The 26568-nt window shown below is 42.9% G+C and carries 24 protein-coding genes and 1 tRNA gene; 12 read left to right on the plus strand and 13 right to left on the minus strand.

All coding sequences use genetic code 11. The features are described 5' to 3' along the window. Window positions 1-158: 158 nt before the first annotated feature. From FHW88_RS29290 to FHW88_RS29325, 8 genes are all read right to left on the minus strand, one after another. The gene (locus FHW88_RS29290) at window positions 159-3413 is read right to left on the minus strand and encodes a TonB-dependent receptor (RefSeq protein ID WP_176629030.1); all 3255 of its coding nucleotides are present in this window, start codon (window positions 3411-3413) and stop codon (window positions 159-161) included. A 140-nt stretch (window positions 3414-3553) separates the two neighbouring features. Continuing rightward, window positions 3554-4579 (minus strand): FecR family protein, encoded by a 1026-nt coding sequence (locus FHW88_RS29295; protein WP_176629031.1) that lies wholly within the window; start codon window positions 4577-4579, stop codon window positions 3554-3556. 234 nt (window positions 4580-4813) lie between these two features. Continuing rightward, entirely contained in the window at window positions 4814-5419 is a 606-nt protein-coding gene (locus tag FHW88_RS29300) for an RNA polymerase sigma factor (RefSeq protein ID WP_176629032.1), read from the minus strand. A 79-nt stretch (window positions 5420-5498) separates the two neighbouring features. Further along, complete coding sequence (locus tag FHW88_RS29305) at window positions 5499-6899, minus strand: S41 family peptidase (protein WP_176629033.1); 1401 nt, start codon at window positions 6897-6899, stop codon at window positions 5499-5501. Window positions 6900-7135: 236 nt separating this feature from the next. Continuing rightward, complete coding sequence (locus tag FHW88_RS29310; RefSeq protein WP_176629034.1) at window positions 7136-7375, minus strand: PDDEXK nuclease domain-containing protein; 240 nt, start codon at window positions 7373-7375, stop codon at window positions 7136-7138. A gap of 15 nt (window positions 7376-7390) precedes the next feature. Then, window positions 7391-7912, minus strand: a complete 522-nt coding sequence (locus FHW88_RS29315; RefSeq protein ID WP_176629035.1) for a DUF1016 N-terminal domain-containing protein — start codon at window positions 7910-7912, stop codon at window positions 7391-7393. Further along, on the minus strand, window positions 7912-9201 hold the full coding sequence (locus FHW88_RS29320) for a site-specific integrase (protein ID WP_176629036.1): 1290 nt from the start codon (window positions 9199-9201) through the stop codon (window positions 7912-7914). The genes FHW88_RS29315 and FHW88_RS29320 overlap by 1 nt, the downstream gene beginning before the upstream one ends. Window positions 9202-9515: 314 nt before the next feature. Next, window positions 9516-9589: transfer RNA gene (locus tag FHW88_RS29325), tRNA-Ile, on the minus strand. Window positions 9590-9654: 65 nt separating this feature from the next. On the opposite strand from FHW88_RS29325, the gene FHW88_RS29330 reads away from it, so the two are divergent. Further along, on the plus strand, window positions 9655-10287 hold the full coding sequence (locus FHW88_RS29330) for an HAD family hydrolase (RefSeq protein WP_176629037.1): 633 nt from the start codon (window positions 9655-9657) through the stop codon (window positions 10285-10287). Between the two features lie 32 nt (window positions 10288-10319). Here FHW88_RS29330 and FHW88_RS29335 read toward each other — a convergent pair whose 3' ends face one another. Next, entirely contained in the window at window positions 10320-11522 is a 1203-nt protein-coding gene (locus FHW88_RS29335; protein WP_176629038.1) for a proline dehydrogenase family protein, read from the minus strand. A 58-nt stretch (window positions 11523-11580) separates the two neighbouring features. On the opposite strand from FHW88_RS29335, the gene FHW88_RS29340 reads away from it, so the two are divergent. The 10 genes from FHW88_RS29340 (at window position 11581) to FHW88_RS29385 (ending at window position 21715) form a co-directional block, all read left to right on the plus strand. Beyond that, the gene (locus FHW88_RS29340) at window positions 11581-11787 is read left to right on the plus strand and encodes an RNA-binding S4 domain-containing protein (RefSeq protein WP_090525828.1); all 207 of its coding nucleotides are present in this window, start codon (window positions 11581-11583) and stop codon (window positions 11785-11787) included. A 2-nt stretch (window positions 11788-11789) separates the two neighbouring features. After that, on the plus strand, window positions 11790-12848 hold the full coding sequence (gene aroB, locus FHW88_RS29345) for a 3-dehydroquinate synthase (protein ID WP_176629039.1): 1059 nt from the start codon (window positions 11790-11792) through the stop codon (window positions 12846-12848). A gap of 1 nt (window position 12849) precedes the next feature. Next, the gene (locus FHW88_RS29350) at window positions 12850-13776 is read left to right on the plus strand and encodes a sterol desaturase family protein (RefSeq protein WP_176629040.1); all 927 of its coding nucleotides are present in this window, start codon (window positions 12850-12852) and stop codon (window positions 13774-13776) included. Window positions 13777-13818: 42 nt separating this feature from the next. Then, the gene (locus FHW88_RS29355) at window positions 13819-14691 is read left to right on the plus strand and encodes a hypothetical protein (protein ID WP_176629041.1); all 873 of its coding nucleotides are present in this window, start codon (window positions 13819-13821) and stop codon (window positions 14689-14691) included. A 247-nt stretch (window positions 14692-14938) separates the two neighbouring features. Continuing rightward, complete coding sequence (locus tag FHW88_RS29360; RefSeq protein WP_090525832.1) at window positions 14939-15847, plus strand: prephenate dehydratase; 909 nt, start codon at window positions 14939-14941, stop codon at window positions 15845-15847. Window positions 15848-15940: 93 nt separating this feature from the next. Beyond that, complete coding sequence (locus FHW88_RS29365) at window positions 15941-17071, plus strand: chorismate mutase (RefSeq protein ID WP_090525833.1); 1131 nt, start codon at window positions 15941-15943, stop codon at window positions 17069-17071. A gap of 8 nt (window positions 17072-17079) precedes the next feature. Then, a complete protein-coding gene (gene aroA, locus FHW88_RS29370) occupies window positions 17080-18396 on the plus strand; it encodes a 3-phosphoshikimate 1-carboxyvinyltransferase (protein WP_176629042.1) in 1317 nt (438 codons plus the stop codon). Window positions 18397-18602: 206 nt separating this feature from the next. Continuing rightward, on the plus strand, window positions 18603-19697 hold the full coding sequence (gene aroC, locus FHW88_RS29375; RefSeq protein WP_176629043.1) for a chorismate synthase: 1095 nt from the start codon (window positions 18603-18605) through the stop codon (window positions 19695-19697). 149 nt (window positions 19698-19846) lie between these two features. After that, window positions 19847-21079, plus strand: coding sequence for an MFS transporter (locus tag FHW88_RS29380; protein ID WP_176629044.1), 1233 nt, complete (start codon window positions 19847-19849; stop codon window positions 21077-21079). Window positions 21080-21088: 9 nt separating this feature from the next. Beyond that, window positions 21089-21715, plus strand: a complete 627-nt coding sequence (locus tag FHW88_RS29385; RefSeq protein ID WP_176629045.1) for an HAD family hydrolase — start codon at window positions 21089-21091, stop codon at window positions 21713-21715. Here the strand turns inward: FHW88_RS29385 and FHW88_RS29390 are convergent. Then, complete coding sequence (locus FHW88_RS29390) at window positions 21702-22217, minus strand: DinB family protein (protein ID WP_090525838.1); 516 nt, start codon at window positions 22215-22217, stop codon at window positions 21702-21704. The genes FHW88_RS29385 and FHW88_RS29390 overlap by 14 nt on opposite strands. Further along, window positions 22217-23227, minus strand: a complete 1011-nt coding sequence (locus FHW88_RS29395; protein WP_090525839.1) for a glycosyl hydrolase — start codon at window positions 23225-23227, stop codon at window positions 22217-22219. The genes FHW88_RS29390 and FHW88_RS29395 overlap by 1 nt, the downstream gene beginning before the upstream one ends. Before the next feature lie 225 nt (window positions 23228-23452). Between FHW88_RS29395 and FHW88_RS29400 the strand changes: the two genes are divergently transcribed. Beyond that, window positions 23453-24895: a L,D-transpeptidase family protein gene (locus FHW88_RS29400; protein WP_254780069.1), complete on the plus strand. Its 1443-nt coding sequence runs from the start codon at window positions 23453-23455 to the stop codon at window positions 24893-24895. A gap of 64 nt (window positions 24896-24959) precedes the next feature. Here the strand turns inward: FHW88_RS29400 and FHW88_RS29405 are convergent, their stop codons facing one another. Both FHW88_RS29405 and FHW88_RS29410 read right to left on the minus strand, forming a co-directional pair. After that, window positions 24960-25724 carry a murein L,D-transpeptidase catalytic domain family protein gene (locus tag FHW88_RS29405; protein WP_176629046.1) on the minus strand — a complete coding sequence of 255 codons (765 nt, stop codon included), beginning with the start codon at window positions 25722-25724 and terminating at the stop codon, window positions 24960-24962. A gap of 251 nt (window positions 25725-25975) precedes the next feature. After that, window positions 25976-26554, minus strand: a complete 579-nt coding sequence (locus FHW88_RS29410) for a nitroreductase (protein WP_090525842.1) — start codon at window positions 26552-26554, stop codon at window positions 25976-25978. Window positions 26555-26568: the final 14 nt, after the last annotated feature.

Raw genomic sequence — 26568 nt, forward strand, 5'->3', positions numbered from 1 at the left:
GGTTATCCTGTTTGTGCCGGTAGCGGGCAAGCTAATCGGTTTTAAACGAAGGACTGTACGAGGTCCTTCGTTTTATTTTATGGCACAGCGGATTTACTTCATCCTCCTTTTTTTTAGTTAAACCATTATATATCTACATACAGGATGTATTCGTTCTGTTAAAAATTGTAGGTGAGCGATGTGCTGAAGGTCCGTCCAAAACGCTGTTGAAACATCACCTGGTCACCCTTTTCATAATTATTACTAAATCCGTTTTTTAAGCGATAAGCTTTGCTTTTATCACCACCGTTATCGCCTGGTATAAGTTCGTAGCTGGCAGTGTTACGATAAACATTGAATATATTATTGGTAAGATTGGCCACGTTGAATTTAGCCTCCATCTTATTTTTCAGGAAACGATAGCTGATCTGAATATCAAGTTGTTCTCTTGGCCTTTCATATTCAATAAAAGTAGGATCGTCACTAACGATGTAGGTTTTACGCCCCGACTTATTATAAGCCGCGTTGAAACCAAGATGATTGCCAAGATATTGCAGACCGATATTATACAAATAAGGTGATTGCCCATACAGCGATCGTTTTTGTTGGGATGGAACCTGTATGTAGGGTTTGCCGCCTCCGGGGTCTACGGTATAGGTATTTTGAACAGTTGATTTTTGAAAGGTAAGGTTACCGTACCCTGCTATATTTTTGAAGATCTCATTATCAGCTATAAAGCTGAAGTTTTTTCGCAATTCAAATTCCAGGCCGTATACTTTTGCCCAGTCCGCGTTTTGAAGGTAATAATTAGGATTGCCGTTTACCATAATAGCGTTCAGCTCTACGGGCTTATCAAAGCGTTTATAAAAACCGCCCACCGAAATAATCTCACCCAGGCCGGGAAACAATTCCGCTTTAAGGTCATAACTGTTGATACGGGTACTGTATAAGCCTTTATTACCGTATAAAGCATCAAGCGTGGGGCTATATCTCAAAAAGGGATTATTATCCATCAGCTCGGGCCGTACCACGCTGCTGGAAACAGCTCCCCGGATGTTTAGCGACTGTATAGGGCTATAGGTCAGATTAACCGATGGAAGCCATTGCCATCTTTTATCAGGTTTTACCGCGAAAATATTCTCTCCGCCTCCCTTAATGATCGCGCCTGCTTTGATCTCGGTATATTTATAATATTCGCCCCTTAAGCCCCACACTAACCGGAGCTTATCAAATAGCCGGTTATCAAGCATCACATAGCCCGCGTGTGTTTGGCTTTTGCCTTTATAATTGTCTATAAAGGAAGGATCAATCGCATATACATATTTATCATAAGCTATATTTCCAGGACTGATCAACTGTCCAATTGGCTTATAGCCTGAACTGTCCGCATATTTTTCAGTTGTGGCCAGGGCTGCGATCTGCCAGTCAAATTCCGCTTTTTTATGCGTGCCGAAATAGCCGGTTTTTATGGTGCTGCGGAAACCTGCCAATGTGAAAGGCAATGTGCCGGAGAGGTTCCATGAATAATGAGTTTCTTTATTAGCAGCATGCTGACGCGAGGTTTGCGATATCCTGGGTTCCGTAAGTTTACTCCCGTTATAGAAGTATTGATAGCGATCACCGACCAAAACAGGTCCGCTTGTGGCAATACCAGCGTCCTTTTCCTGCCTGTTTACCGAAGTTCTGGCTACGTCCCACTCTATCTTTAATTTTGCCACCTGGTGCTGCCCGTTTAGTTTATTTTGCAGCAAAGAGGTATAGGTAGGATCATCGGCCTCTAAAACCCGTCTTGGAGGCCTGCCGGCAGCTATGTCACCCGCCCCGTTATCCGGCTCGTAGCCAGCAATTCTTGTTAGGGTATTATCATACACATGGGTATAGGTATTGCGCAGGCCAAAGCGGTTATTGCCCAGTTGCAAACCCATATTGAGCAATGCCCCCAGGGTGGTGTTAAATACGTAGGCCGAACCGGTATTTAAATCTGGTCGCTGAATATACCAGCCTCCCCTTGATTGATCATCAATAACATTGATATTTTGTGTGTTACGGTAACTTACAGCGCCTGTAAAACCAAATTTGTTGTTCCTGGCAGTATCCAACGCCAACAAACGGCCTATCGAGAACTGATAGTTTTGCGAGGGAGCCGTTTTGTATTTATACATGGTAAAGTTGTCATTGATCAATCTTTTACTTTGATCAACTACCTTTTTTTGATACTCTGCGTCAGAAAGTGCGCGGTTAGGCTCAGTATTTCTGTTGGTGTGTACCAGCCCTGCGGGGAAATCTCTCCTGCCATCATCAAAACCCCAGTAATCGTACTTCCCGCGTTTGTGGCTCAGGAAATCTTTACCTGTGCTTTGGTCATTATACGAGGCCCCTGCCGTAAAATTCATGAAATTTTCGGCCGGGATATCCTTTGTATTCACCTGGATCAGGCCGCCCCCAAAACTGGCATTCATATCCGGGGTAACTGTTTTGCTGACAACCACGTTATCCACCAAACCTGCAGGGATCATATCGAACGAAAAGTTGCGGCTTTGTGCCTCTGTACTTGGCAATACCGTTCCATCCATCATGGCTGTATTGTAGCGCTCACCAATGCCCCGTACCAGTACAAACTTATTGTCAACAGTGCTTACGCCGCTAATCCTTTTCAGACTTTCGCCTATGTTCCTGTCGGGTGTGCGGTCCAATTGCTCGGCGCTGATGCCATTGCTGATCTGCGATGCGTTTTTTTGCCTGGCGAGCAATCCTTCGACCGATGCTTTTTGATAACTTGCCGTAACGACAACTTCTCTCAAGGCCGATGCGGCAGGCTTTAAAGTCACATCAAGTGCTGTATTTTTGTTTTCGTTAACAACTATTCCGGTTATACGCTGTGTTTGATAGGATATATAGCTGACTTCCAGGGCGTAGGATCCGGGTGGCAGGTTCAGCAAATAAGTCCCGTCAACGCTTGTTTGTGTTCCTGCGTCGCTTCCGATCACTTTTACCGAAGCACCAGGTAAGGTTTCCCCTTTCTCATCCAGCACTTTTCCTGCTATGGTACCGGGCTTGACAGGAACAGGAAGTTTGTACAGCAATATCGTTGACTGGTCCGCAAATTTAAACGTGACATGGGTATTAGCTAAAATTATTTTAAGCACGTCTGTAAGGGAAACATCCTTTACCTCCAGGCTGATCCTGCTGTTGGGTTTAAAAATTGCTTTGTTGTAATTAATTACGCAACCCGCTTTATTTTCGAGTGCAGTAAGCCCCTGGGGAATGCTAACCGCTACCAGTTTAAGTGTGATAGTATGAGGAGGTGTTCCCTGATAAGCAGTTGCATAGGTATCCCCGAAAAGCAGGGCAAGCATCAGGGGTACAAGCAGGATTGCCCTACAGCTAATTTTGAAAAAATACAGATATACTTTTTTGTAAAAGCTTATATTCATAAGTTTACGATGTTTTTTAATTTTCACGATTTAAAAACTATTCCCGAAACCGTTCTGTTGGCGCAGAGCGGTTTCCTTGTATGATAAGTGGCGAACCCCACAACGGGCAACTGTTTGCCTGACTTTATAAGGTTATGTCTTCATTCACAAGTCTCCCCCCATAAGACGACTGTTTTATTGTTGTTGATCCTGTATTTGATGTGCCCGCTGCTCATAATGCTGAGCTGCCGCATAACACCATGGATGTTTTGGTTAAAAAAGGTAGCATTAAACCTGCAACGGGCAAGTGCCGGGTTTTTTATCTCAAAACGAACGTCATAATAGCGCTGAAGTTTAAAAAGGATATCACCCAGGTTTTCGTCCCTGAAAACGAAACGGTTGCTTATCCAACCATCAGACTCTGTGGCCTTAACACTGCTAACCTGGTAATTATGGTCATTGTTACGGTACGTTATCCGCATACCCGGCGACAGCAATGACAGGGTGGTACGAATGCCGTTCCGGTTCTCGATAACACCCACTTTCCCTGTTCGTACGGTCACGGTTACTGTATTATCGGCAGGGTAGGCATAAACATTAAAAGAGGTACCCAAAACCCTGGTTTCCAGCTTTCCGGATTTTATAATGAACGGGCGGGTTGCGTCGTGCTTCACCTCAAAAAAAGCTTCGCCTTCAAGGCTTATATACCTGGGATGGCCAGGTTCAAAATGTTCTGGCCAGGTAATTTTTGTTTCGCTTCCGAGATAAACTACAGAACTGTCAGGCAGCAGCATTTTAATTTTTTCACTGGCCACGGTTGTTTTACTTACCAGAGCGACGGGATCAACCACATGCTGCCGGCCCGGTTTCAACTTGTACCAGATCACTGCAGCCGAGCAAAGTAAAATCAGTGCCCCGGCATATCTGAGCAGTGGGAAATGGGTGCTTCTTTTCCGCCTGCTCCGGTTAATTTTGGTCCATATCAGCTCCAGTTCAGCTTCCGGGTCAGTTGCTTCGTCTATGGCCATTTCCTCCTCCCGCCACACCGCTTCCATAACAGCTGACAACTCTGATTCCGCATCTTTATGATCTCGCAGGTACCGTAACAGGATTTTCTCCTGAACCGCGTCAGTTTTACCTTCCAGATACATTTTGAATAAGCTCTTTATTTCGTCGCTGTGTTCCACGTTTGTTACTTCTGCCGCAATTGGCCATTTTATAGTATATAAGACTGGCAGGCGAAGTATGGCTATATGAATATGAAATTATTTGAAAAAAGTTCGGGCTTGAATAAAAAGCATCTCCTCAAACACGATAACGATGTTCTACCTCTGTATAACCTGCGTGCGCAATTAAGGCAAACCGGCATATCGCCGTGTTTGCTATTTGAAGCAATAGGAGAACTTATAGGAAAAGAGAATTTAGCCCAGTTCCGGGGTAAGGGATATGATTATCAGCAAAGCAGGAAGAATTGTATCTGGAGACAGATATCGAAATCTTGCACGGATGTGGCCCAGGGATTTTTTAATGTGGTTATTAACGGTATTGGGAGAGATACCCATTTGTTGTGATATAGCAGCGTGTGAGCAGCCGCCTTCCCTGCTCAAAAGGTAAGCAGCCCTGGCCTGTGGAGACAAAGACTCGATCGCCTGCATGGCAATTTTTCCGCACTCGCGCAGCTCGATATATTGGTCTGTGGAATTATGGGTTGGTTCGCCTTGGTTCGCCGCTCTGTAAACAGACATCCTTGTTTTCTTTTTAAGAGCATCCAGAAAATAACTTCGTACCATACTGAACAGATAAGCGTCAAAGTTTTTTTCCGGGTCTATCTTACCACGGCTTTCCCAAAGACGGACAAAAACATCCTGCGTAAGCTCATGCGCATCTTCTGCACATCTTACAAAACGATAAGCGAAAGTGTAAACTTTTTTTCTGTATAGTCTATAAATTTCACCGAAAGCATCGCCATCCCCAGCTTTGACGTTTGCTAAAAGTTGCTTAACAGATAAGGTTTTCAAATATTTCATACAGCAGCAGGTTAAGACAATTGCAAGTTAACCGGGTTAATTTGAAGTTAATGTTAAATGTGCAAGATGCTTTTGAGTTTTAGCGGTGTGTAACAACCACACTTGATGAACTGGCCGATAGTTTGGAGTCTGCAAGTACAGTTAGCGCCCCCGTCGTCCTTTTTTTCGTTTGCGCAGCGAGCGTTACTCTTTGCGCATGAGCATCTTTGATAATAGTTATTGCGGTGTTTATAAGCGGATCATTCTCCGATCCAAGCGGGAGCAACGGTAAAGTCGCCAGCTCGTTTACGGAAATATCAGGATTAATCCCTCCGCTGTAATCTCCGCTCCCGACGGCGTTAAAGAGTTTATACACTATCGGATGCATTTCCCATGCTACCCGCTTAGGTACGCGCATATCAGAAATTTTAAAGGACGCAGCATCCTTCCCCCGCGTTACTTCGCCTATAAGCGTAACCTGCATGTACGGTTTTAAATTATTGATCATAACCTCAGATGCAGAAGCAGTAGCTCCGGTGCCCAGTATATAAATTTGTTTTAAGCCTAAGTTGTATTGTAATGCCAGCTCAAAATTTACGGTACCATCATAAGTAGCGGCATCCCCGACAGACTCTTTTCGCCTGCCGCCGTTCTTATTGCCCTGGTAAATGATAAAGGGCGTTGAATAATTTATACCATTCGCTATCATTGCCGTAAGACCGGCAGCCTCTGCAACTTGTCCGCCGGAGTTATAACGCAGATCAAGTATCAGATCTGAAATCCCGGAACTTTTAAACCCTGCAAAAACACTATAAAGAGAAGCAGCCAGCCCGGGGCTAAAATCATTGATATAGAGATAACCGATCTTTTTATTTCCGGCCGCTATAACTTTGCTGGTGGCCGGCTGTTCAAAGGTGGCACCTGATGAAATTTCCACATCCCTATCCGCGATCAGCTGATCTCCGCTAATGCGAGCTATGGATAATGTGACACTATTGCCAGAAAGTAGTTCGCTCTGGAGGTCTTTGGCGTTATCACGGGTTAATTGCTTACCGTTGATCTTGTTGATATAATCCCCCCTCACCAAACTGTTCCTGGAGGCAGGCGAATCATTCAGTACCAGTTTAATTACGCCAATAACCAAACCTGTTCTTTGTTCAACGATCGTACTGTAATCAAATCCGAATTTACTTTTGCTGTTCGCAATCCCGCTTGTAGGATCGCTGGGGAGAATAATATAAGAAAAGGGATCGGCCGTGTTTTTTACAGTGTTAAAATATACCAAAGGGGGCTTGCTGATGTCTGCATGTGCAGGCAGTTGGTCTGTCCAATAATAATATCGTTTGAGACTATCCGTTATCCAGGTATTAATATCTTCATTGCTCCCGGCAGGATACACAACTTTAACGTTCTCTTTTTTGCAGGAAAACTGAACCAAAATACTGAAACAGAGCAGCAGATTTGGTAATTGCCTTTTAGACAACCGGAAAAAAAGCACCATAGGTATGATAGGTTTTTCACAAAGCTATCATAAGCTTGTTAACAAATAGTTAATATATCATATATTATATGATATATTAGCAACTATCTTTTTATCTCTAAAACAATGTGTTGCGCCGCTTTTCAACCATTCTTCACAAGGAATAATATCTTCATTGCTAAAATATTCTGGTGTAACATATATACAACCAACGCGGTTCGCCACTGGCTATATTCAGTTTTTGAGATCTGGCAGTATTATAGTTTTTGAAAACTTTTGAAGGAATAAAACCGTTCCGACCAGACCATGGTTCTCATTGAAGAAAACTGTCGACCAGGGAGGGTGATGCGCCGCTGCCGTCCTTCAAACAAAAAGCCTTTACCTAATTCCAGCATAAAGTGCTCCAGTTTATTGATGATGGCGGTCTCCAGATCATTCTCCGAATAGCCGCTATCCTCCTTTAAGCCCAAAAACTCCAGTACGAACGGGCTTTTCAACGCGCGAATGGGTTCTTAGCTTGTTTGACCTGCCTCCGCACCATCCGGTACGCATTTTTTATCGCGGCTTAACGCCAGCCGCTCGAACAGGGAAGAATTGTACTGACGCTGCAATTCCCGGACTGACCAGTTATTCGTTACCGATTGCTGCTCATAAAATTCCCGTTCACCGGGGTCGGCAATCTTCATTAACTGGATGTAATGTGTCCAGCTTAATTTGAACAGACCGGAAAACGCAATCAGTGATTGCGGAATCTGTTCCTGATATAACAGGTAGAACCTTTTGAAATAGTCCAGGTTACGATGCGAATAACCTTTGCCATATTCGCGCGTCAGCGCTTGACTGAGGTCTTTGACGATTGTTTCCGTATAAGCGGCCCGCTGGCTGCCGGCCTGCTCTTCATTGACGATCATTTCACCTATATGATAATAGGTGTAGGTCATTACGGTGTTCACATTCCGAACAACCTCGCTGCGGGATTTTTCGATCAGTTCCCTGACTGACCTGAAAAGTTTGTCATTGGTTAGCTGTTCCATTAGCTAACGCGTTTCATTGCGGGTTTAACATTCGATCTTCTTGCTGCCGGGCGCTTGGGTTCCGGTTTCTGTTTTTCCTTCAGCACGCTCATATCCTCGCTGATCTTTTTAAGCAGTACACGGGCATAGATCTGCGTCGTGGCGATCTTGGTATGGCCCATCATTTTGCTGACGGTTTCAATAGGTACGTTATTGGCTAAGGTGATCGTCGTGGCAAACGTGTGGCGGGCTACACCGAAGGTGAGGGTCTTTTTGATACCTAAGATCTTGGCAATCTCTTTAAGGTGCATATTAACCTTCTGGTTGGTGAGGGTCGGAAAGATCGTGCCGTGGTAAACTGCCCTGGGATCGTCTTCATACTTCTTCATCAGGGCAAGTGCCGGTGCCAGCAAAGGGATATTGGTTGCCTTATTGCTTTTCTGCCGGAACAGCTTCAGCCATTTTCCACCGTCTTCGCCATCGACCACATTGCGTTCCGTCAGATTCATCAGGTCGACGAACGAAAGGCCGGTATAACAGGCATATACAAAAAGGTCGCGGATCATGACGAGCGACCCGGAAGCGAACTCATGCTCCTGAACGAGCTTCAGTTCTGAATTGGAAAGGAAGGCTGTTTCTACCTTCTTATACCGGAACCTGTAATTTTTGAAGGGGTCTTTATTGATCCATTGCAGTTTGAAAGCCAGCGTGGTCATCTTGCGCAGTCGGATCAAATGTTTCATCACACCATTATTGTTGATCGGCTGAGGGTGGTCAGCTGGCTTGTGATTGCGCAAATACGTTTCAAAATCGACGATAAATTTGTAGTCGATCTCATGGATGCGGATATCGGTGGTCTTGCGTTTCTCTTTCAGGAACTTTTCCAGGTAGCACCGGATCACCGCGTAGTGCTTAAGGGTACTCCAGGTGAATGCTGCCGAAGCGACCTCATAATGATAATCCATCAGCCTACTGAGCGAGTAGGTTTCCTCAGTTACTTCGCCGAGGAAGCAAGCTTTGAGTAAAGCCGGCGTGATCTCTTTTCCGGCGATCTGCAATTGCCGGTAGTAGGTGGTAATGGTGAATCTGACCTGCTCCAGATAGGTGTTGGATTCTTTGGCTTCCGGCAGCCTGACCTTGACACAGCCGCGTCCTTTGTCCCAGCTTTCTGCATTCACGAAATGCGGCAGGGCAATGATTACTTTTTCCTTGTTGACCGTGATCGAGGCGTAAACCTTGGTTTTACCATCTTCTTTTTCTCTTCCTTTCTTGATGCTGAAATGCACATCAAACGACTGCGATGTTTTCATTTTTGTAACAGTTTGTTTATGAATAAATGATTAATTACATCCTGAAACCGTTCTTTTCAGGCCGCTTTTGTCCGCCGGATTGCGATTTTTAACAGTTTTTCTGAGTGCATTTGAGTCCTTATTTCAGGAACTCAACTAACTGTATTACAATCAATTAATTCATAAAAGCGGACAAATCTAAAAAACGATTTTTGTCCGCCGGATTGTCCGCCAAAACGGTGCATTCGAAAGGATTGAGAAGGATTGGAATAAAATAAAAAATCCTGTAAATCAACGACTTACAGGATTTTCTTAGTGCCGAAAACACTAATTTGTGCGCCCACCTGGGCTCGAACCAGGGACCAAAAGATTATGAGTCTTCTACTCTAACCGACTGAGCTATAGGCGCGGTTATTTTGTTTTTGTTTGCGGGTGCAATTTTACATATTTGCGGCCATATCTCAAACTCTTTTTATGGAAAATATTAAAAATATCATCTTCGATTATGGTAACGTTATTTTCAGTATCGACTTTCTCCGGGTTCAACAATCTTGGAATCAATTAGGTATAAGTAACCCTGAAGCGTTTTTTGGCCACAAAACCCAGGATGAAATTTTTGATAAATTTGATCGTGGCGAAGTTACCGCGGCACAATTCAGGGATTACGTAAGGGAAAAAACCAACAACCTTTCCCTGACGGATGATCAGATTGATGCCGCATGGAACAGTATCCTGGTCGGAATTGCCGAAGGAAATCACGAATTACTGTTAAAGCTGAAAGACAAATACCGTACTTTTTTGCTTAGCAATATTAACGCTATCCATTATGATTATATCATGAACTATCTTAAAACCGATTTCGGTTTTGAAGGAAACGATCTCCTGTTCGAAAAAACATATTACTCGCACCTTACAGGCAAGCGCAAGCCAGAGCCTGCCATTTTTGAACAGGTACTTAAGGAGAATAATTTAAAACCCGAAGAAACCTTATTTATTGACGATAGTCCGCAGCATTTGGAGGCCGCAAAAAAGTTGGGTATCCAAACCTTTCTAATGACAACTCCAGATACCATACAGTCCTTTGCAAAAAGAGAGCAATTAATTTAATAAATGCCCTCTTTGTATGGTAGTTTTATAAGTTAAGCGCTTCGGCGCTTTCTTTCTTTTGTAATTAGACTCAACTCGCGGCTCATTTGCCCGGCTATAGCTGTATTTTCCTGTGCACGGCGAAATAAATATGGCAGTACAGCCTTTACTGGTCCATAAGGCACGTATTTGGCTACATTATAATCGGCATGGGCCAGGTTAAAACTTAAGTTATCGCTCATGCCAAGCAATTGCGAAAAATAAACATGCGGATGTTTATGATCAATACCTTTATTGTCCAGTAATTCGGCCAGCAAACGGCAACTTTCTTCATTATGTGTACCTGCAATAAAAGCTATTTCATTGATATGACTTGTACAATAATCAAGCGCCGAATCATAATCAAGATCAGCAGATTTTTTATCGGGCTGAATTGGCGATGGGTAGCCCTTTTCTTCGGCACGTTTACGTTCTTTTTCCATGTAAGCACCGCGTACTATTTTTGCTCCCAATATAAAACCTTCGCTTTGAGCGATGGCATGATCATTTAACATCGAGGCCAGTTTATCATGCCTGTACATTTGATAGGTATTATAAACTATCGGCTTTTGCTTGTTAAATTGGGTCATCATGGTAAGCGCTAAAAGATCAATAGTATCCTGAATCCAGCTTTCTTCAGCATCTATCATTACAGGCACGTTGTTTTTGAACGCTTTATCACAAATAGCCAGTACACGGTTTTGTACCCTTCTCCACTCCTCTTCTTCGGTATCGTTCAATTTAACACGGGCATCCAATTTTTCAAGGAGGCCCAAACGTCCCACCCCCGTTACTTTAAATACGGTAAGAGGGATCGCTTTGTCTTTGGCAGCGCGGTCAATGGTACGGATAATCTCATCGCGGGTATTATCAAATACGGTTTCTTCCTCTTCACCTTCTACCGAGTAGTCCAAAATGGTACCCACCCTGCCGCTATAAAGGTTTTTGATGGTATAATCACATTCGGCAATAGTTTCGCCGCCGCAAAAATGTTTAAATATGGTAGCTTTGATAATATTCCTTATCGGCAAACCTATCTTCATGGCAAAATTGGTAACCGGTGGGCCTATCTTTACCAAAAAGTTAATATTGATCATCCTGAACAACCAGTAGGCACGGTTCAGATCGGTATTGGATGAATGGCGAAAAGCTATTTCTGTATTTTCGAACGAGGGCGTATTTCGTCCTTGATTATTGTTAGTTTCAAAAGAGGTCATCTGCAAAATTATAAAATGATAACTCATAATTGCATGAATAGTTTATTTTTGCCATCCCATGATCGAATTTAAGTTAGAAGGGGACTTTATCCCCATGATCCAGCTACTCAAGGCTGCGAACTTAGTGCAAACCGGCGGCGAGGCGCAAATAGTTGTAACTGAAGGCCTCGTGAAGTACAATGGTGTAGTTGACTACAGAAAACGCCTCAAAGTAAAAAGAGGTGACACGGTTGAGTTCGATGGAAATAAAATTATAGTCATATAATAATGAACACTATTTTAAGCGATAATTACTCGGTTTATTTTGATAATAGCCTTGATAAATTAGTTGATTTTGTTAAAAAAGGCAACTATTCAAAATTCTTTATTTTAACCGACGAAAATACAGGCGAACACTGCCTGCCCTTACTTACCAGCAAACTTAAAGATTTTAATAATTACGACCTGATCGAGATTTCGTCGGGAGAGGAAAGCAAAAACATTGATTTTTGTGTGGGCGTTTGGAAAATGCTGATTGACTTTGGTGCCGATCGTAAAAGCCTCATGATTAACTTAGGTGGCGGTGTTATTACAGACATGGGTGGCTTTGCCGCTTCTACCTATAAAAGAGGGATAGATTTTGTACAGGTGCCAACTACCCTCCTTTCACAGGTTGATGCCTCTGTGGGCGGCAAAACAGGTATCGATGTTGACGGCATAAAAAATATTATCGGGACATTTACTATGCCTAAAGCTGTGTTTATAGCGCACGAGTTTTTACAAAGCCTTCCGCCTCGCCAGATCCTTTCGGGTTTGGCCGAAATGCTGAAACATGGTTTAATTGTTGATGCCAGTTATTGGAATCAACTTAAAAATAGCGACCTGAAAAACCCTTCGGTTGAGCTTGTTTACCGCTCCGTAGAAATCAAGAATGAAATCACCATTGAGGATCCGCATGAGAAAGGTATCCGCAAGGCGTTAAACTTTGGGCATACTATCGGGCACGCGGTTGAAACATACTCTTTATTACATGACGAAGACAGCCTTTCGCACGGTGAAGCAGTAGCTATCGGCATGATCTGCGAATCATACCTCGCCCACAAAAAAACAGGGTTGCCTTCAGAAGAACTTCATGAAATTGTAAAGGTATTGACCGATCTTTATCCGAGGTATACCATCAACGAAGACAGTTTTGACGAACTGCTGTTGAATATGAAAAAGGACAAAAAGAACATTGGAGACGAAATTAATTGCACCCTGTTAACACATATAGGTGAGTTTAGTATTGATAATGTGTGCACCGCCCACGAACTTTGTGAAAGTTTAAGATATTACATTAACCTGTAACATGTTTCAGCATTTAGATCCGCGAAATCAGGCGGCCCTTGTTTTAATGGGCTTATTGGTTGTTTTAACGCTTGTTGAAATGGCTCTGAGCTATTGGGAAGATCGCAAGTACTATCAAACCCGCGATACGTTAACCAATATTTATCTTACTTCGCTGGCCGTTATTACTAATCTCTGCGTTAAGGTATTTACCTTTTTTATACTTGATTATACCTACCAGCATTACAGGCTTTTTCAAATTCAGAATGTTTTTTGGTACTGGTTTGTGTTGGTTGTTGTACAGGACTTTTTATACTGGGTACTGCATTATACGGGGCATTACTGCCGTATGTTTTGGGCAATGCATGTTACCCATCATTCGTCCGAGCATTTTAACTTCACCACGGGCTTTCGGTCAACAGTATTTGAACCGCTTTACCGGGTATTCTTTTACCTCCCGCTTGCTTTAATGGGCTTTACCGCTTTAGATATCCTGTACGCATACCTTATTACCCAGCTTTATGGCAATCTGGTGCATACGCAGTACAAAATTCCCTTGCCAAAATGGTATGGGTGGATTTTTGTAACGCCCGCGCATCACCGCGTTCACCATGCTTCAAACATCCCTTATCTTGACAAAAATATGGGAATGGTGCTTATCATCTGGGATAGGCTATTCGGCACTTTCCGTGATGAAGATTTGCCCGAGCCTGTTAAATATGGCCTGACCAAACAACCGGAAGATATGGGACCGGTAAACGTTTTGTTCCATGAATGGAAAGCCCTGCTGCATGATGTAAAAAATGCCCCCGATCTTAAATCAAAAATCAGCTATTTCCTAAATCCACCGGGCTGGAGCCATGACGGCAGTACACAAACTGCGCGTGTGCTGCAACGTGAATATAAGGCAATGGAAGGGGCTCATAGAAAACACGAAACTGCCGCATAACAATATTATATTTGGCGTGACACTTTTGTGTCGCGCTAAACCATGTTACAATTAATATCCAAACTCCAGCACAACACTTACGAAAAAAGCGAATATTCTGACGAGCAACTTCGTAATGTTGATGAGACTATCCAAGTCATTAAAGATTTCCCGTGGGACGCAGAGCGGGCATTAACTGATATCCAGTTAACCGGGCCATCGGTAGTTATTCAGGATAATAACCTGAACTACCTCAAGCTTGGCCTTTACTTTAATAGTAAATTCTGCGTTTATTATCTTGATAACGGCAATCATCTATATGAATATTATGCCTCCACCATTGATAAGGCTTGCGATCTGGTAAAAGACTTTTTTGAGCAGACACTCAATCTGAGTTCATTTGAAAAACACTTCTTTAATATCGGGAATCAACCACATTTCGTAACCAGTGACTTTATCTATAGAGTTAACCCGGCGAGAATATTTGTTCTTGCAGCTTTTTTCTCAATATATCTATTATTTGCCATTTCAGTATTTTGTGCAAGCGTACTTCATATTGGCGGCGGTTCGTATCCGATAGTGCTTCTTTTAATAATTCTTGGACTGGGGATATTTATTGGCAGTATATCCTCTGTAGCCATAAAAGGCCGTAATCAGTATTTGCGAATATCACGTGGCAACCACATATTCTATTACGGGATTGACGAAAAACACATTAAGGAGTACAATAAAGCCGATGTAGCAGAACTTGCTCATAGAACAGCGACGAGCGACCGGAATATGGGTAACGTACAAATCAGGTTCAAAAACGGAGAATTTATACAACCTAAAATGTTAATCCATGATATGGATCTTATTCAGAAGTTTCCGGAAAATTTGGGAATAAAGATAATCTATCCCCAAAATTCTCTCTTCAAACGCTCCCAAAGCGCCTAACACAGAATTTAATTTGGTTGATCTATTATTTTTTACAAAAAATAAAATTTTCTATTGACAAACTCTTTTTTTACCGTACATTTACGTCGTAATAAAAAACAGCAAATGAAATTAACAGGTGCATACTTCTTTGGCTACTACTTTTACTTTACCAGTGAGAGCCGGGACTAATATGTACAAAACAAACATATAAAGAAACTAAAAAGTCCCGGCCTACCAGCCGGGACTTTTTGCTTTAAGCAGGTTTATGAAAATAGAACAACCAAAAGTCGCAATTCAGGGTATCCGGGCCTCTTTTCACGAAGAAGCTGCATTGAAATACTTCGGCGAAAACACCGAGACCATTGAATGCAACTCTTTCAAACAAACATTTGAGAGTTTAAAGAACCGTGAGGCCGATTATGTGGTAATGGCTATCGAAAACAGCATCGCCGGCAGCATCCTGCCAAATTATACCTTGCTGCTTGATTATGGCTTCCCAGTAGTTGGTGAAATTTACCTGCCCATCCAGCTGCACCTGATGGCTTTACCGGGAGTAAAATTCGAGGATATTAAATACGTAACCTCCCACCCTATTGCCTTACGCCAGTGTGTTGATTTTTTTGACGAATATCCGCACCTTAAAATTGTGGAGAGCAGTGATACCGCGGCCTGTGCTAAACGCATCAGGGATGAGCAGCTAACAGATACGGTTGCTATTGCAAACTCTTTAGCCGCTAAGCTTTACGGCCTGGATGTTTTGGAACGTCGCATCGAATCGAACAAAAGAAACTTTACCCGTTTTCTGATCCTAACCCATCATGATAATATTGAAAAGAAACCGGCTAACAAGGCTTCTTTGTGCTTCCAGGTAAGTAACAAAGTTGGTGCATTAGCTAAAGTGCTTAATATTTTTGCCGAAGAAGGCGTAAATATGAGCAAAATTCAGTCGATGCCGATTTTAGGCAAGCGCAACGAATACAATTTTTATGTAGATATAGAATGGGAGGAACAAAAACAATATGACGCTTCAATAAGGCAGATCCTTAAGTATACCCATAACTTCAATATCCTTGGCGAGTACGAAAGGCACGATGATGAACATGCGGTGAGCCCGAAACCTCGCCGGGCCGAACGGAGCATCCGCAAGTATATCAATATCAGGCGTAATGTATAAATAAAGACCATTAACAAGCAGAAACCAAAAAAACTAACATAATTTAAATTATTAACTAACATTCCCGGCTATCGCCGGACAAACAAAAAAACGATGAAACTAAATTTAAACATACAGCCGCTTAACACCTGGATTAAAACAGGTAAGGAACCCTTGGTTATTTCAGGCCCGTGCAGTGCTGAAACAGAGGAACAATTAGTAGCCACAGCTCATTTATTAGCCCAAACAGGTAAAATCTCAGCTTTGCGTGCAGGTATCTGGAAACCACGTACACGCCCGGGTGAGTTTGAAGGTATTGGCAGCATTGGTTTGGAGTGGTTAAAACGCGCCAAAGAAGAAACAGGCTTGCCAACAGCTGTTGAGGTTGCTACTGCAAAACACGTTGAAGAAGCTTTAAAAGCCGGCGTTGATATCCTTTGGGTAGGCGCCCGTTCAACTGCTAACCCTTTTACAGTCCAGGAAATTGCTGATGCTTTAAAAGGTGTTGATGTTCCTGTAATGGTTAAAAACCCGGTAAATCCTGATCTTTCGTTATGGGTTGGCGCTTTAGAGCGTATCAACAACGCAGGTATTACCAAATTAGCTGCAATTCACCGTGGTTTCTCATCTTACGAAAAATCAGCTTTCCGTAACGAACCAATGTGGGATGTTGCTATCGCCTTAAAAACCCTGGCTCCTGAGTTACCTCTTATTAATGACCCAAGCCATATTTCGGGTAACCGCGATCTGATCGGTTATGTTTCACAAAAAGCTTTGGATCTTGATATGCAAGGCTTAATGATCGAATCACATATCGATCCAAGCGTAGCCTGGACAGATGCTAAACAACAGGTTACCCCTGCTGCTCTTGCCGATATCATTGACCACTTAACTTTGCGTAAAGCGGAAGTTAGAAATTCTGAAGTAAATGATAAGCTGGCCGAGCTACGTAACCAAATCGACAAGATTGATGACCTGGTGATCCAGAAAATTGCTGAGCGTATGCAGATTGCTGAGAAAATCGGTCAGTACAAAAAAGATAATAACATTACTATTTTACAAGTTGGCCGTTGGGATGAAATCCTTCAAAAACGTACAACTTACGGTAAAGCATTAAAATTAAGCGCCGAGTTTACTGAAAAATTGCTTGAACTGGTTCACAACGAATCTATTCGCAGGCAAACAGAAGTAATGAACGCCGACGCCGCTCAGGGCCAGGCAGCAGAAAAACTTACACACGCCTAATATTTTAAATGATGCATAACATCATTCTGAAAAGAAACAACAAGTTCATTAACGGCACGGTTAACCTTACCGGTTCAAAAAGTGAGTGTAACCGCGCCCTGATCATCGAAGCGTTAAGCAAAGGTAAAGTAAGGGTTGAAAACGTATCTGACGCCGCTGACGCTGTTTTACTGGCAGGTGTTTTAAGGGAGAACCAGGACTCAAGAACTAAGAGCCAGGAGGTTCCGGCAGGAAACGCTTCTCCCGATAATTACGAAATTGAAAATTGCAGATCCGAAATCGTAGACATCGGTCCGGCGGGTACGGCTATGCGTTTTTTGACGGCTTACTATGCTATACAGGAAGATGAAGTGATCTTAACCGGTAGTAAACGCATGAAGGAACGGCCAATAGGTATACTGGTTGATGCATTACGGGTGCTGGGCGCTAATATTGATTATGAAGAGACTAATGGCTATCCTCCTATCAAATTAAAAGGAGGTTTCAGGCAACAAACCAATAAGATCAGTATAAAGGGGAATATCAGTAGCCAATACATTACCGCATTGTTACTCATTGCAGCTCAGTTGCCTTTGGGCTTGGAATTGCATATTGAAAGCGAATTAACCTCGCGCCCTTATGTTGAAATGACACTGGCCATGCTGGAAACCGCCGGCATCAAGCATGCCTGGCAAGACAATGTCATTGCAATTGCTAACCAGGAATTTACAACAACATCATTACACGTTGAACCTGATTGGAGCGCTGCTTCCTACTGGTACGCTATTGCTGCGCTTGCAGATGAGGCCGAATTGTTTTTAACAGGCCTTACTCCTTACAGTTTACAGGGCGATAGTGTGATCACCGAAATCATGGCTAACTTTGGTATTACTTCGCAGTTCAGGGATGGTGGCGTTCATCTTAAAAAAGAGAACAAACCTATCTCCCGCCGTGAGTTTGACCTGAAAGAATGCCCCGATCTGGCACAAACAGTAATTGTTGTTTGCGCCGCGCTTAATCATGAAGCATCTTTTACCGGCCTTGAAACTTTAAAGATCAAAGAAACCGACCGCATCCTGGCCCTGCAAACAGAGCTTGGCAAAATGGGTGTTAAGCTGATTGAAAAAGATGAAGTTTACACGCTTGATTGCAGCGACAAATTTATCCCTGATAGTATCTTCATCAATACTTATCATGACCACAGAATGGCAATGGCCTTCGCGCCGCTGGCCCTCATTCTTCCGCAAATGGAATTTGAGAACGGTCCGGTGGTTGATAAATCATATCCCGCTTTCTGGAATGACCTGGAAAAGCAAGGGTTTGAAGTGGTAGAGAAGGAAGCTTAAAGCTGAAGGCAAAAAGCCTAAAGCAAAAAACATACAAAAAATGCGTCACTACGGGGTACGAAGTAATCCCAGGCGAGGTTAAGACTTACGAAGTTTTGAAAACTTCGTAAGTCTCGATTTTACAATTACAGTTATAAAACAACCAATTAAAGATATTCAGATAGGATTTTCTCCTGTCTCCTATCTAACATCTCATATCTAAAACTATGGCAGGCAATTCATTCGGGCAATTATTCAGGATAACCACTTTTGGCGAATCACATGGCGAAGCCATAGGCGTAATTATTGACGGATGCCCGGCCGGCTTACAAGTTGATCTTGATTATATCCAGGGCGAACTGGATAAACGTAAGCCTGGCCAGTCAAAGATCACTACCCAACGTAAAGAAAGCGACACGGTAAAAATCCTTTCGGGTGTATTTGAAGATAAAACTACGGGCACCCCTATTGCTATGCTGATCCCCAATGAAGACCAGCGTTCAAAAGATTACAGCCACAACGTGGATGTATATCGTCCGTCGCATGCCGATTATACTTATCAAACTAAATATGGTATCCGTGACCATCGCGGCGGCGGCCGCTCATCTGCCCGCGAAACCGCAGCCCGCGTTGCTGCAGGCGCTTTGGCCAAACTGTTGCTTAAAACACAGGGCATTGAAATTGTTGCCCATGTGAGCAGCGTAGGTAAAATCAATGCACCAAATGTATTTATTAACGATCCGCTTGAGTTTATTGAGGAGCGCGAAAAAAATATTGTACGCTGCGCCGACCCGGCCACTGCGGAAGAGATGATCGAATTTATTGACAGCGTACGTAAGGATGGCGATACCGTTGGCGGCAAGATCAGCTGCTATGTAAAAAACTGCCCGGTTGGCCTTGGCGACCCTGTGTTTGATAAACTGCATGCCGATTTAGGCAAAGCGATGCTAAGCATCAACGCTGTTCATGGCTTTGAGTTTGGCTCGGGCTTTGAAGGCAGCGAAATGCGTGGGTCTGAGCATAACGATATCTTTGTAAAATCGCACCTGGGTGATATACAAACCATTACCAATTTCTCGGGCGGGATCCAGGGAGGCATCAGCAATGGTATGCCTATCGAATTTAAGATAGCCTTTAAACCCGTAGCCACCATCATGAAAAACCAGGCAACCATCGACAGCCAGGGCAATGCTGCTGAAATATCGGGCAAAGGCCGTCACGATCCTTGTGTGGTTCCGCGCGCCGTACCTATTGTTGAAGCCATGGCTGCTCTCGTATTGGCTGATCATTGGCTCAGGAACAGAAACGCTAAGTTAAGCTGAAAGCATTTTTTTAGCTCAAAGCAAAAGGCCGAAAGCTTAAAGCGTTCTACTGAAAAGCTTTGAGTTTTCGGCTTATTATTTATCATATTTTCTTTGCTTTGGGCTTTCTGCTTTAAGCTTTCCGCTCAATAACCTACCTTTATAAAGTCATGCTTATCTCAATTATCCAATTATACAAACAAGCCTATAGCGGACTTTCAAAAAACAGCTGGTACCTGAGCATCGTAATGCTCATTAACCGTAGCGGTACCATGGTTGTACCTTTCATGACCATTTATACCATCAGGCAGCTGCATTTTACCATTGAGCAATCAGGATACATCATGGCCATTTTTGGTGTGGGCGCAGTGTCCGGCGGTTTTATTGGCGGTAAGCTGATTAATAAGATAGGGTTTTATGATTTGCAGGTTGGCGCATTGCTTACGGGCGGTTTGCTATTCCTGGTACTGGGCTATCAAACAAGTTTCATCAGCATGGCTATTTTTACATTGGTTTTGAGCATTTGCAATGAATCATTCCGACCCGCAAACTCAACTGCTATAGCGCACTACAGTACTGGAGAAAACAAAACGCGCTCCTACTCGCTTAACCGGTTAGCTACAAACTTAGGCTGGGCCTTTGGCGGCGGTTTAGGGGGATTATTGGCGTCTATAAATTATCATTTACTTTTTTGGGTAGATGGTTGTACCAATATCGCAGCAGGTATACTATTGCTCACTTTGATGCCCCGTTCAAAAGTGGCAAAAACAATCAAAGAAGCAGTGGCCGGTTTTGATGAAGTGGTTTCATCGGCTTATAAAGATGGTGTTTACCTGCTGTTTATCTTATTGGCAACCCTGTTCGCAACTTGCTTTTTCCAGTTCTTTATTATGCAGCCTGTATTTTATAAAATACAATGGCATTTTAACGAGCGTTTTATCGGTTTCCTGCTGGCGCTAAACGGGATACTTATCGTTTTGATTGAAATGATATTGATTAACTGGCTTGAAGGCAAACGCCATGCGCTAACTTATATTATCTCGGGTATCCTGGTTACCGGGGCTGGTTTTGTTTTGCTTAATCTGATGCCGCATGTGCCTTTGGTAGCCATATTAATTGTCTGCATGATAACTTTGGGTGAAATGCTTTCCATGCCATTTATGAACACGTTTTGGATAAGCCGTTCAAATGTACGCAACCGAGGTGAGTATGCTGCATTATACAGCATGTCATGGGCCGGCGCACAAATCATTGCTCCATTTTTGGGCAGCCAGGTTATCGCCTACGGAGGGTTTGAGCTTTTGTGGTGGCTACTTGGCGGTGTCTGCCTGATTGTGGCCTGCGGCTATTTGATCATGAAACGTTCAATACATACCACTAAACGTGTGCCTGTTTTACCTTAATTTGCTATCATGAAAAAAGCCATCATATTGGATCTTGATAATACCATATACCCTGTAAGTTCCATTGCCGATCATTTGTTTAATGAACTGTTCAACTTTCTTGATCAGCATATTACCGGCGAGGGTATCGAGCATATCAATAAAGCAAAGGAGGATTTAAAGAAGGTTCCCTATCAGAAGGTGGCAGACAAATACCAATTCAGCGATCTCATTAAAAACAAAGGGCTCGAACTATTAAATAATATTGAGTACAACCGGCCGATGCAGCCTTTTGATGATTATAAGCATATCCGCGAAACTAAGATCACCAAGTTTTTGGTTACCACGGGCTTTACCAAACTGCAATGGAGCAAAGTTAAAATGCTGAACATTGAAGCAGATTTTGAAGCCATCCACATTGTTGACCCTGAACTTTCGCCCCTTACCAAGAAAGATATTTTCGCGTTGATCTTGGAGAAATATGATTACAAACCCGAAGATGTACTCGTTATTGGTGACGATCCCGAATCTGAAATAAAAGCAGCAAGCGATTTGGGTATCGATACTTTTCTATACGATCCCGAAAATAAACATCCAAACGCCCGGGTAACCTATCGCTCACAAAATCTTAAGGATGCGGCCGCTATTGTTGCTTAAGCACCTTTACAGTAACCAAAAGCTGCCCAAGATGGCGCATGGTATGTTCGGCAGAATGCGTATACAAGCCGATAACTGTTGATGGTAATTGCCCCCGGCCTACTCCTCGCCATTCGGTTAATATGGTCTCGTCGGTAGCTTTGAGTTTATCGATAGCGTTATCAACCTCGGTATTAAACGCTTTTATTAAATCAACAACGGTAATTTCATATTCACCAGGTTCACCTTCGGCTGCAAGATAATTTAGTTGTGCCGCACTAAGCCCTTCACCTTTTGCATAGGTAAAAAGCCGATTGAGTACCCCGGTGAGGTGTTGCAAATGAAAAGCCGGCGATGCCACGCCGGCAAGCTTTTCCCACAGCAGCTTTTCCGGAAAATCGGCCATCAATTCATTAAGTTCTTCCCTTGCCTGTAAAAGCGCGTGTGCAACAGGTTGAAGCAAGGCCGGCACATCATCCAGCGGGCCGCGGAGCCAAACTTCAGGTAGTTTTTGAGTAGACATTAGTTTTTATTTAGCATTGTTTTCACCTGTTCGTGATTCAACGTTTGGGGTAAGCCATATATGGTTCTTACCCGTTCATGTGTATTATCAGTCCACAGCCAGCTTGTCCATACCATAAACCAGGCCCATTCGGGTTGGGCTGCCAGAATTTCGGGTTTTGGCAGTTCGCCGGTTTCCGTCAGCGCAATGATCTTGCCATTGGCAACCTTAAGCAAATCGCTATAATCCCGTTGTTCATAATCGAAATGATAGATATCAGCACCTAAAATATCCACATAATCAGCACCGGGATAAAAGTCTTTATAGTCATACGCTTCATCTAATGGCAGGTCGCGCAAACCGTTAGGCCCCCATACCCAAATCAGGTTATTTAAATGATGATAATTGGTATAATGATCATACATCATTTTCCAAAGTTTAATGATGCCGTCATTACCTTTTTTGTTTCCCCACCAAAACCATACGCCGTTCATTTCATGGTAAGGCCGCCATAAAACAGGCACATGGGCATCTCTTAGCTGTTTCAGGTAACCGGCTACCACATCAATCTGGGCAAGCCATTTCTTATTTAAATCTGTATTAGGGGTTGTCAGTTCTTTCCATTGCGCATCAGTCAACTTTCCCTGGATACTTTGTTTCCAATCGTAGGGAGGATTATCAATCGGCCGGCCCTGGTGCCACATGAGTGTTACGAGGTAACCATCCTGCCATTTTTGTTTTGCTTCATTAACCAAATCCTGCCCCAGGTCCTTATCGCCCCAAAGCATAAAATCCGAACCCCACACAGCGGGATAATGTCCTGTAATGGCTTTAGCACTGTCTGAAAAAACGTCACGGTCACTGTTATAATTTTGTTGCCCCGACAAAATATGTTTGCCTTTTATACTATAAAGGAAAGCAAGCAATTTATTTACCTCAGGCGACGCTTCTTTATTTACTGGTTTAAAACTTTGTGCTAATGCCATGAAAGGCAATGATATGATTAAAGTAAGCGGGAGTAGTTTTTTCATTTTAATTAAACAGGCTATTCGGCTTAAAGGCGATAACGGGCTTTGTTCAAAAATAAATAAAAAGTACGGCCGTTTATGGTATGGCTATTGCTATTCATAAGCAATATTTAACTATCTTTCGTCTATATGATACCTATTCCCTTTAGGAAACACTTTATCCCGATTATACTTTCCACGTGTTTGGTTTTGCCTGCTGTATTACAAAGCTGCAAGAAAAAGCATGAAATGATTGCTGAAGATATGTTCAGGATCACACAAAATGAAATTTTCAAAAAGGCCGATACTGAAGGATACATCCCCGTTTTTAAAAGAGTATTCACAAAATACCGGTCTAAGACTGCCAATCCGCTGGTTATCGAATCATTTTTCAAAAAGAATGAATACCAGCCACTTTTAGTTATAAACCATTTAAACAATGGCGATCTCGAAGCTTTACCAGAGTATCTTGATAAGATCAATGAACACGGCCTCGATCCAACTGTGTATCCATCGGCAGAGATCAAAGCACTTGTAGCCAAACTCAAAGACAAAAAGGCTATAAAAACAATTGATGAAGCCTATGAAACTGTTGCCAAGCTTGAGGTGTTAACAGCGGGCGCTTTGATAAAATACTCCAATGCGCTGCAGTACGGGGTGATCAATCCTAAAAAGATCTACTCAAGATATTTTATGGCCACCCGCCGACCCGATAGCACAACGATGCTTGCCGCTTTAAACCGGGCAGATTTTAAAGCATTCCTTGACAGTATCCAACCCAAAAGCCCTCAATATTTAGCATTGCAAAAAGCATACAGGGATAGTGCAATTATAGAAGGCCTTTCCCGCGAGGAGAGCAAACGCTACTTATTGGTGAGCCTGGAGCGGCTGCGTTGGAGAAATAAACCTTTCGAACCCAAATATGTGATTGTAAATATCCCCGATTTCAGGCTCGACGTTATCGAAGATGGCAAATCGGTTTTAAATATGAAAGTTTGTGTAGGCCAGGGACGAAACATGAAAAACCAGAACACGCTTGAACATTTTGATGATACAGCGAGGGCTGATAAACCTTTTCCCCGGGAAACGCCGATACTGAACAGCCTCATCCATAGCGTTGAAGTAAACCCTATTTGGAATATTCCTCGCAGTATTGCCACAAAAGAGATCATTGTTGAGGCCGCCGAAGACCGTTACTACCTCTCCAACAAAAACATAGATGTTTTTAAGGACGGCAAAAGGATTGAAGACCCGGAAACTATCGACTGGTCGCAGGTTACGCCCGACAATCTGGAATACGAGTTTAAACAACGCCCCGGAGAAGACAACTCTCTGGGTAAAATAAAGTTTCTGTTTAAAAACCGTAGCAGCGTTTACCTGCACGATACACCTAATAAAGAAGCATTCAGACATGCTATGCGTGCAGTAAGTCACGGCTGTGTACGATTAGGTGATCCGCTTGGTCTGGCACAAAACCTGTTTGGAGAAGGCGCCGCCCTCGACACCATTTCGAAAGATATGGTTGAAGATAAACCGAACCCTACCAATATAGGTTTGCCAAAGAAAACGCCTATTTACATCACGTATGTAACCTGCTGGGCAGATGACGATGGCACCATCCAATACCGCCCGGATGTTTATGGTTTAGATATAGTGCTTTATGCACACCTGCAAAGTTTTTTGGCGAAATAAAAAAGAGCCCGGCGAACTTTTCGGTAAGCCGGGCTTCATGATTTGGTTTATAGTTGGGTTGGATTTAAAACTTTGTAAAATTGAATGACGTATCAGCGCTTGCCATTAAATTAAGCGGCCCCGTTTCATCCAGGTATCTTGAATAGTACGACTCATCGTTTCCGTTAATAAATAAAACGGTTTTGCCGGCAATGGTATTGATAACTTTATTAACCACTTTTGGCGATACCGCGGGGCAGCCAAAGCTTCTGCCGATATATCCCTGCTCATTGATAGCAGCAGGCCCAACATAATTAGCGCCATGTACAACAATGCTGCGCATACGGGCATTGCCGTTAAAGCCTTCATCCATACCGTCAAGGTATAGTGAACGGCCATGTTTACCATTATAAACCTTATCAGTTACATAAAATCCGAGACTGCTTTCATGTGAATCGTTCGCATCCGAAAAATGACTTGCCATTTCCTGTCCGCTGCCTGATCCATGTGCAACCCATGTATTGAGCACCAACTGTTTGTTCAACAAATTTATAATCCACATACGCTTTTCACGGCTTGATTTGCTAAAATCAACCACCGTGAGCACGTCGCTGCTTTGAGGTACTTGATGCGAAAGCTTCAGATTGGTATAGCCTGTTACAGCTTTTTCAAACACATTAAAAGCTAAACCGGCCTCTTTAAGGCGCGCTGCCTCATATAAATTATTAACGTATTGCTCAAATAGTTCTTTAGTTGTAAACGTTGCATTTTCTTTCCTTACGCTCACTGATCTGTTTGCACCATCCGATTTCCAGCTTAAAATTGTTGCTGAAAGAAAAAAAATCGACATAGTGACCCACAAAAAATGTTTCCTCATACGCTTTCCTGAGTTTAATTTAATTTAAAATAATTAGGGTATAGTAACAGGTTTTGGACGGCTTGTTAACCTGGTATTAACAGGTAAACACAAAAATATACTTTAAAACCTAAAATCCAAATTAGTAAATCAATATTTTTTTACTTAAATGAAAATAAGTTTAAAGATAAGCAATATTTTAGACTGTTATACGGAGCAAAAAAAGGAAAGGTTATGGGTTAATTTTACTTAACCCATTTAATTTTATTTTCAAGCGGAATAGTACGTTTACCTTCGGGATACAGGTCGGCATAACCAAGATATAATACGCCCATTACATTATCTTCATCCCGCAAATTCAAAAATTCTTTAAAAGCGGGCTTCAGGATAGCACCGCCGGTACTCCAGAAGGAGGCCATATTTAAGGCGGTTGCACCTAAAAGGATATTCTGAATAGCGCTCGACACAGCTGCAACTTCCTCGAATGGCGGTATTTTAGGCAAATCGCCGCGCTGCATTACCGTAATGATTACATGCGAAACTTTGCTGCCGAGGGTTTTCAGGTTATTGTATGCAGCCTCATTAAATTCTTCGGCAGATACACTCTGTTTATAAACTTCGGCATGTTCGGCACAAAACTGATCGGGATTTTCATAAACAATAAAGCGCCAGGGTTCGGTAAAACCATGGGTTGGTGCCCAATCGGCAAGCTCCAGCAGGGCGGCTATATGACCGTTTGGTGCCTTATGACCATTCATCATGGCTGGTTTTACGGTACGGCGGGTTTTGATATTCTCGGCAACGGTTAAAAAAGTATTGTCCATTTCAGATAAAAAGG

The organism is Mucilaginibacter sp. SG538B, assembly GCF_013376065.1.
Lineage (GTDB): Bacteria > Bacteroidota > Bacteroidia > Sphingobacteriales > Sphingobacteriaceae > Mucilaginibacter > Mucilaginibacter rubeus.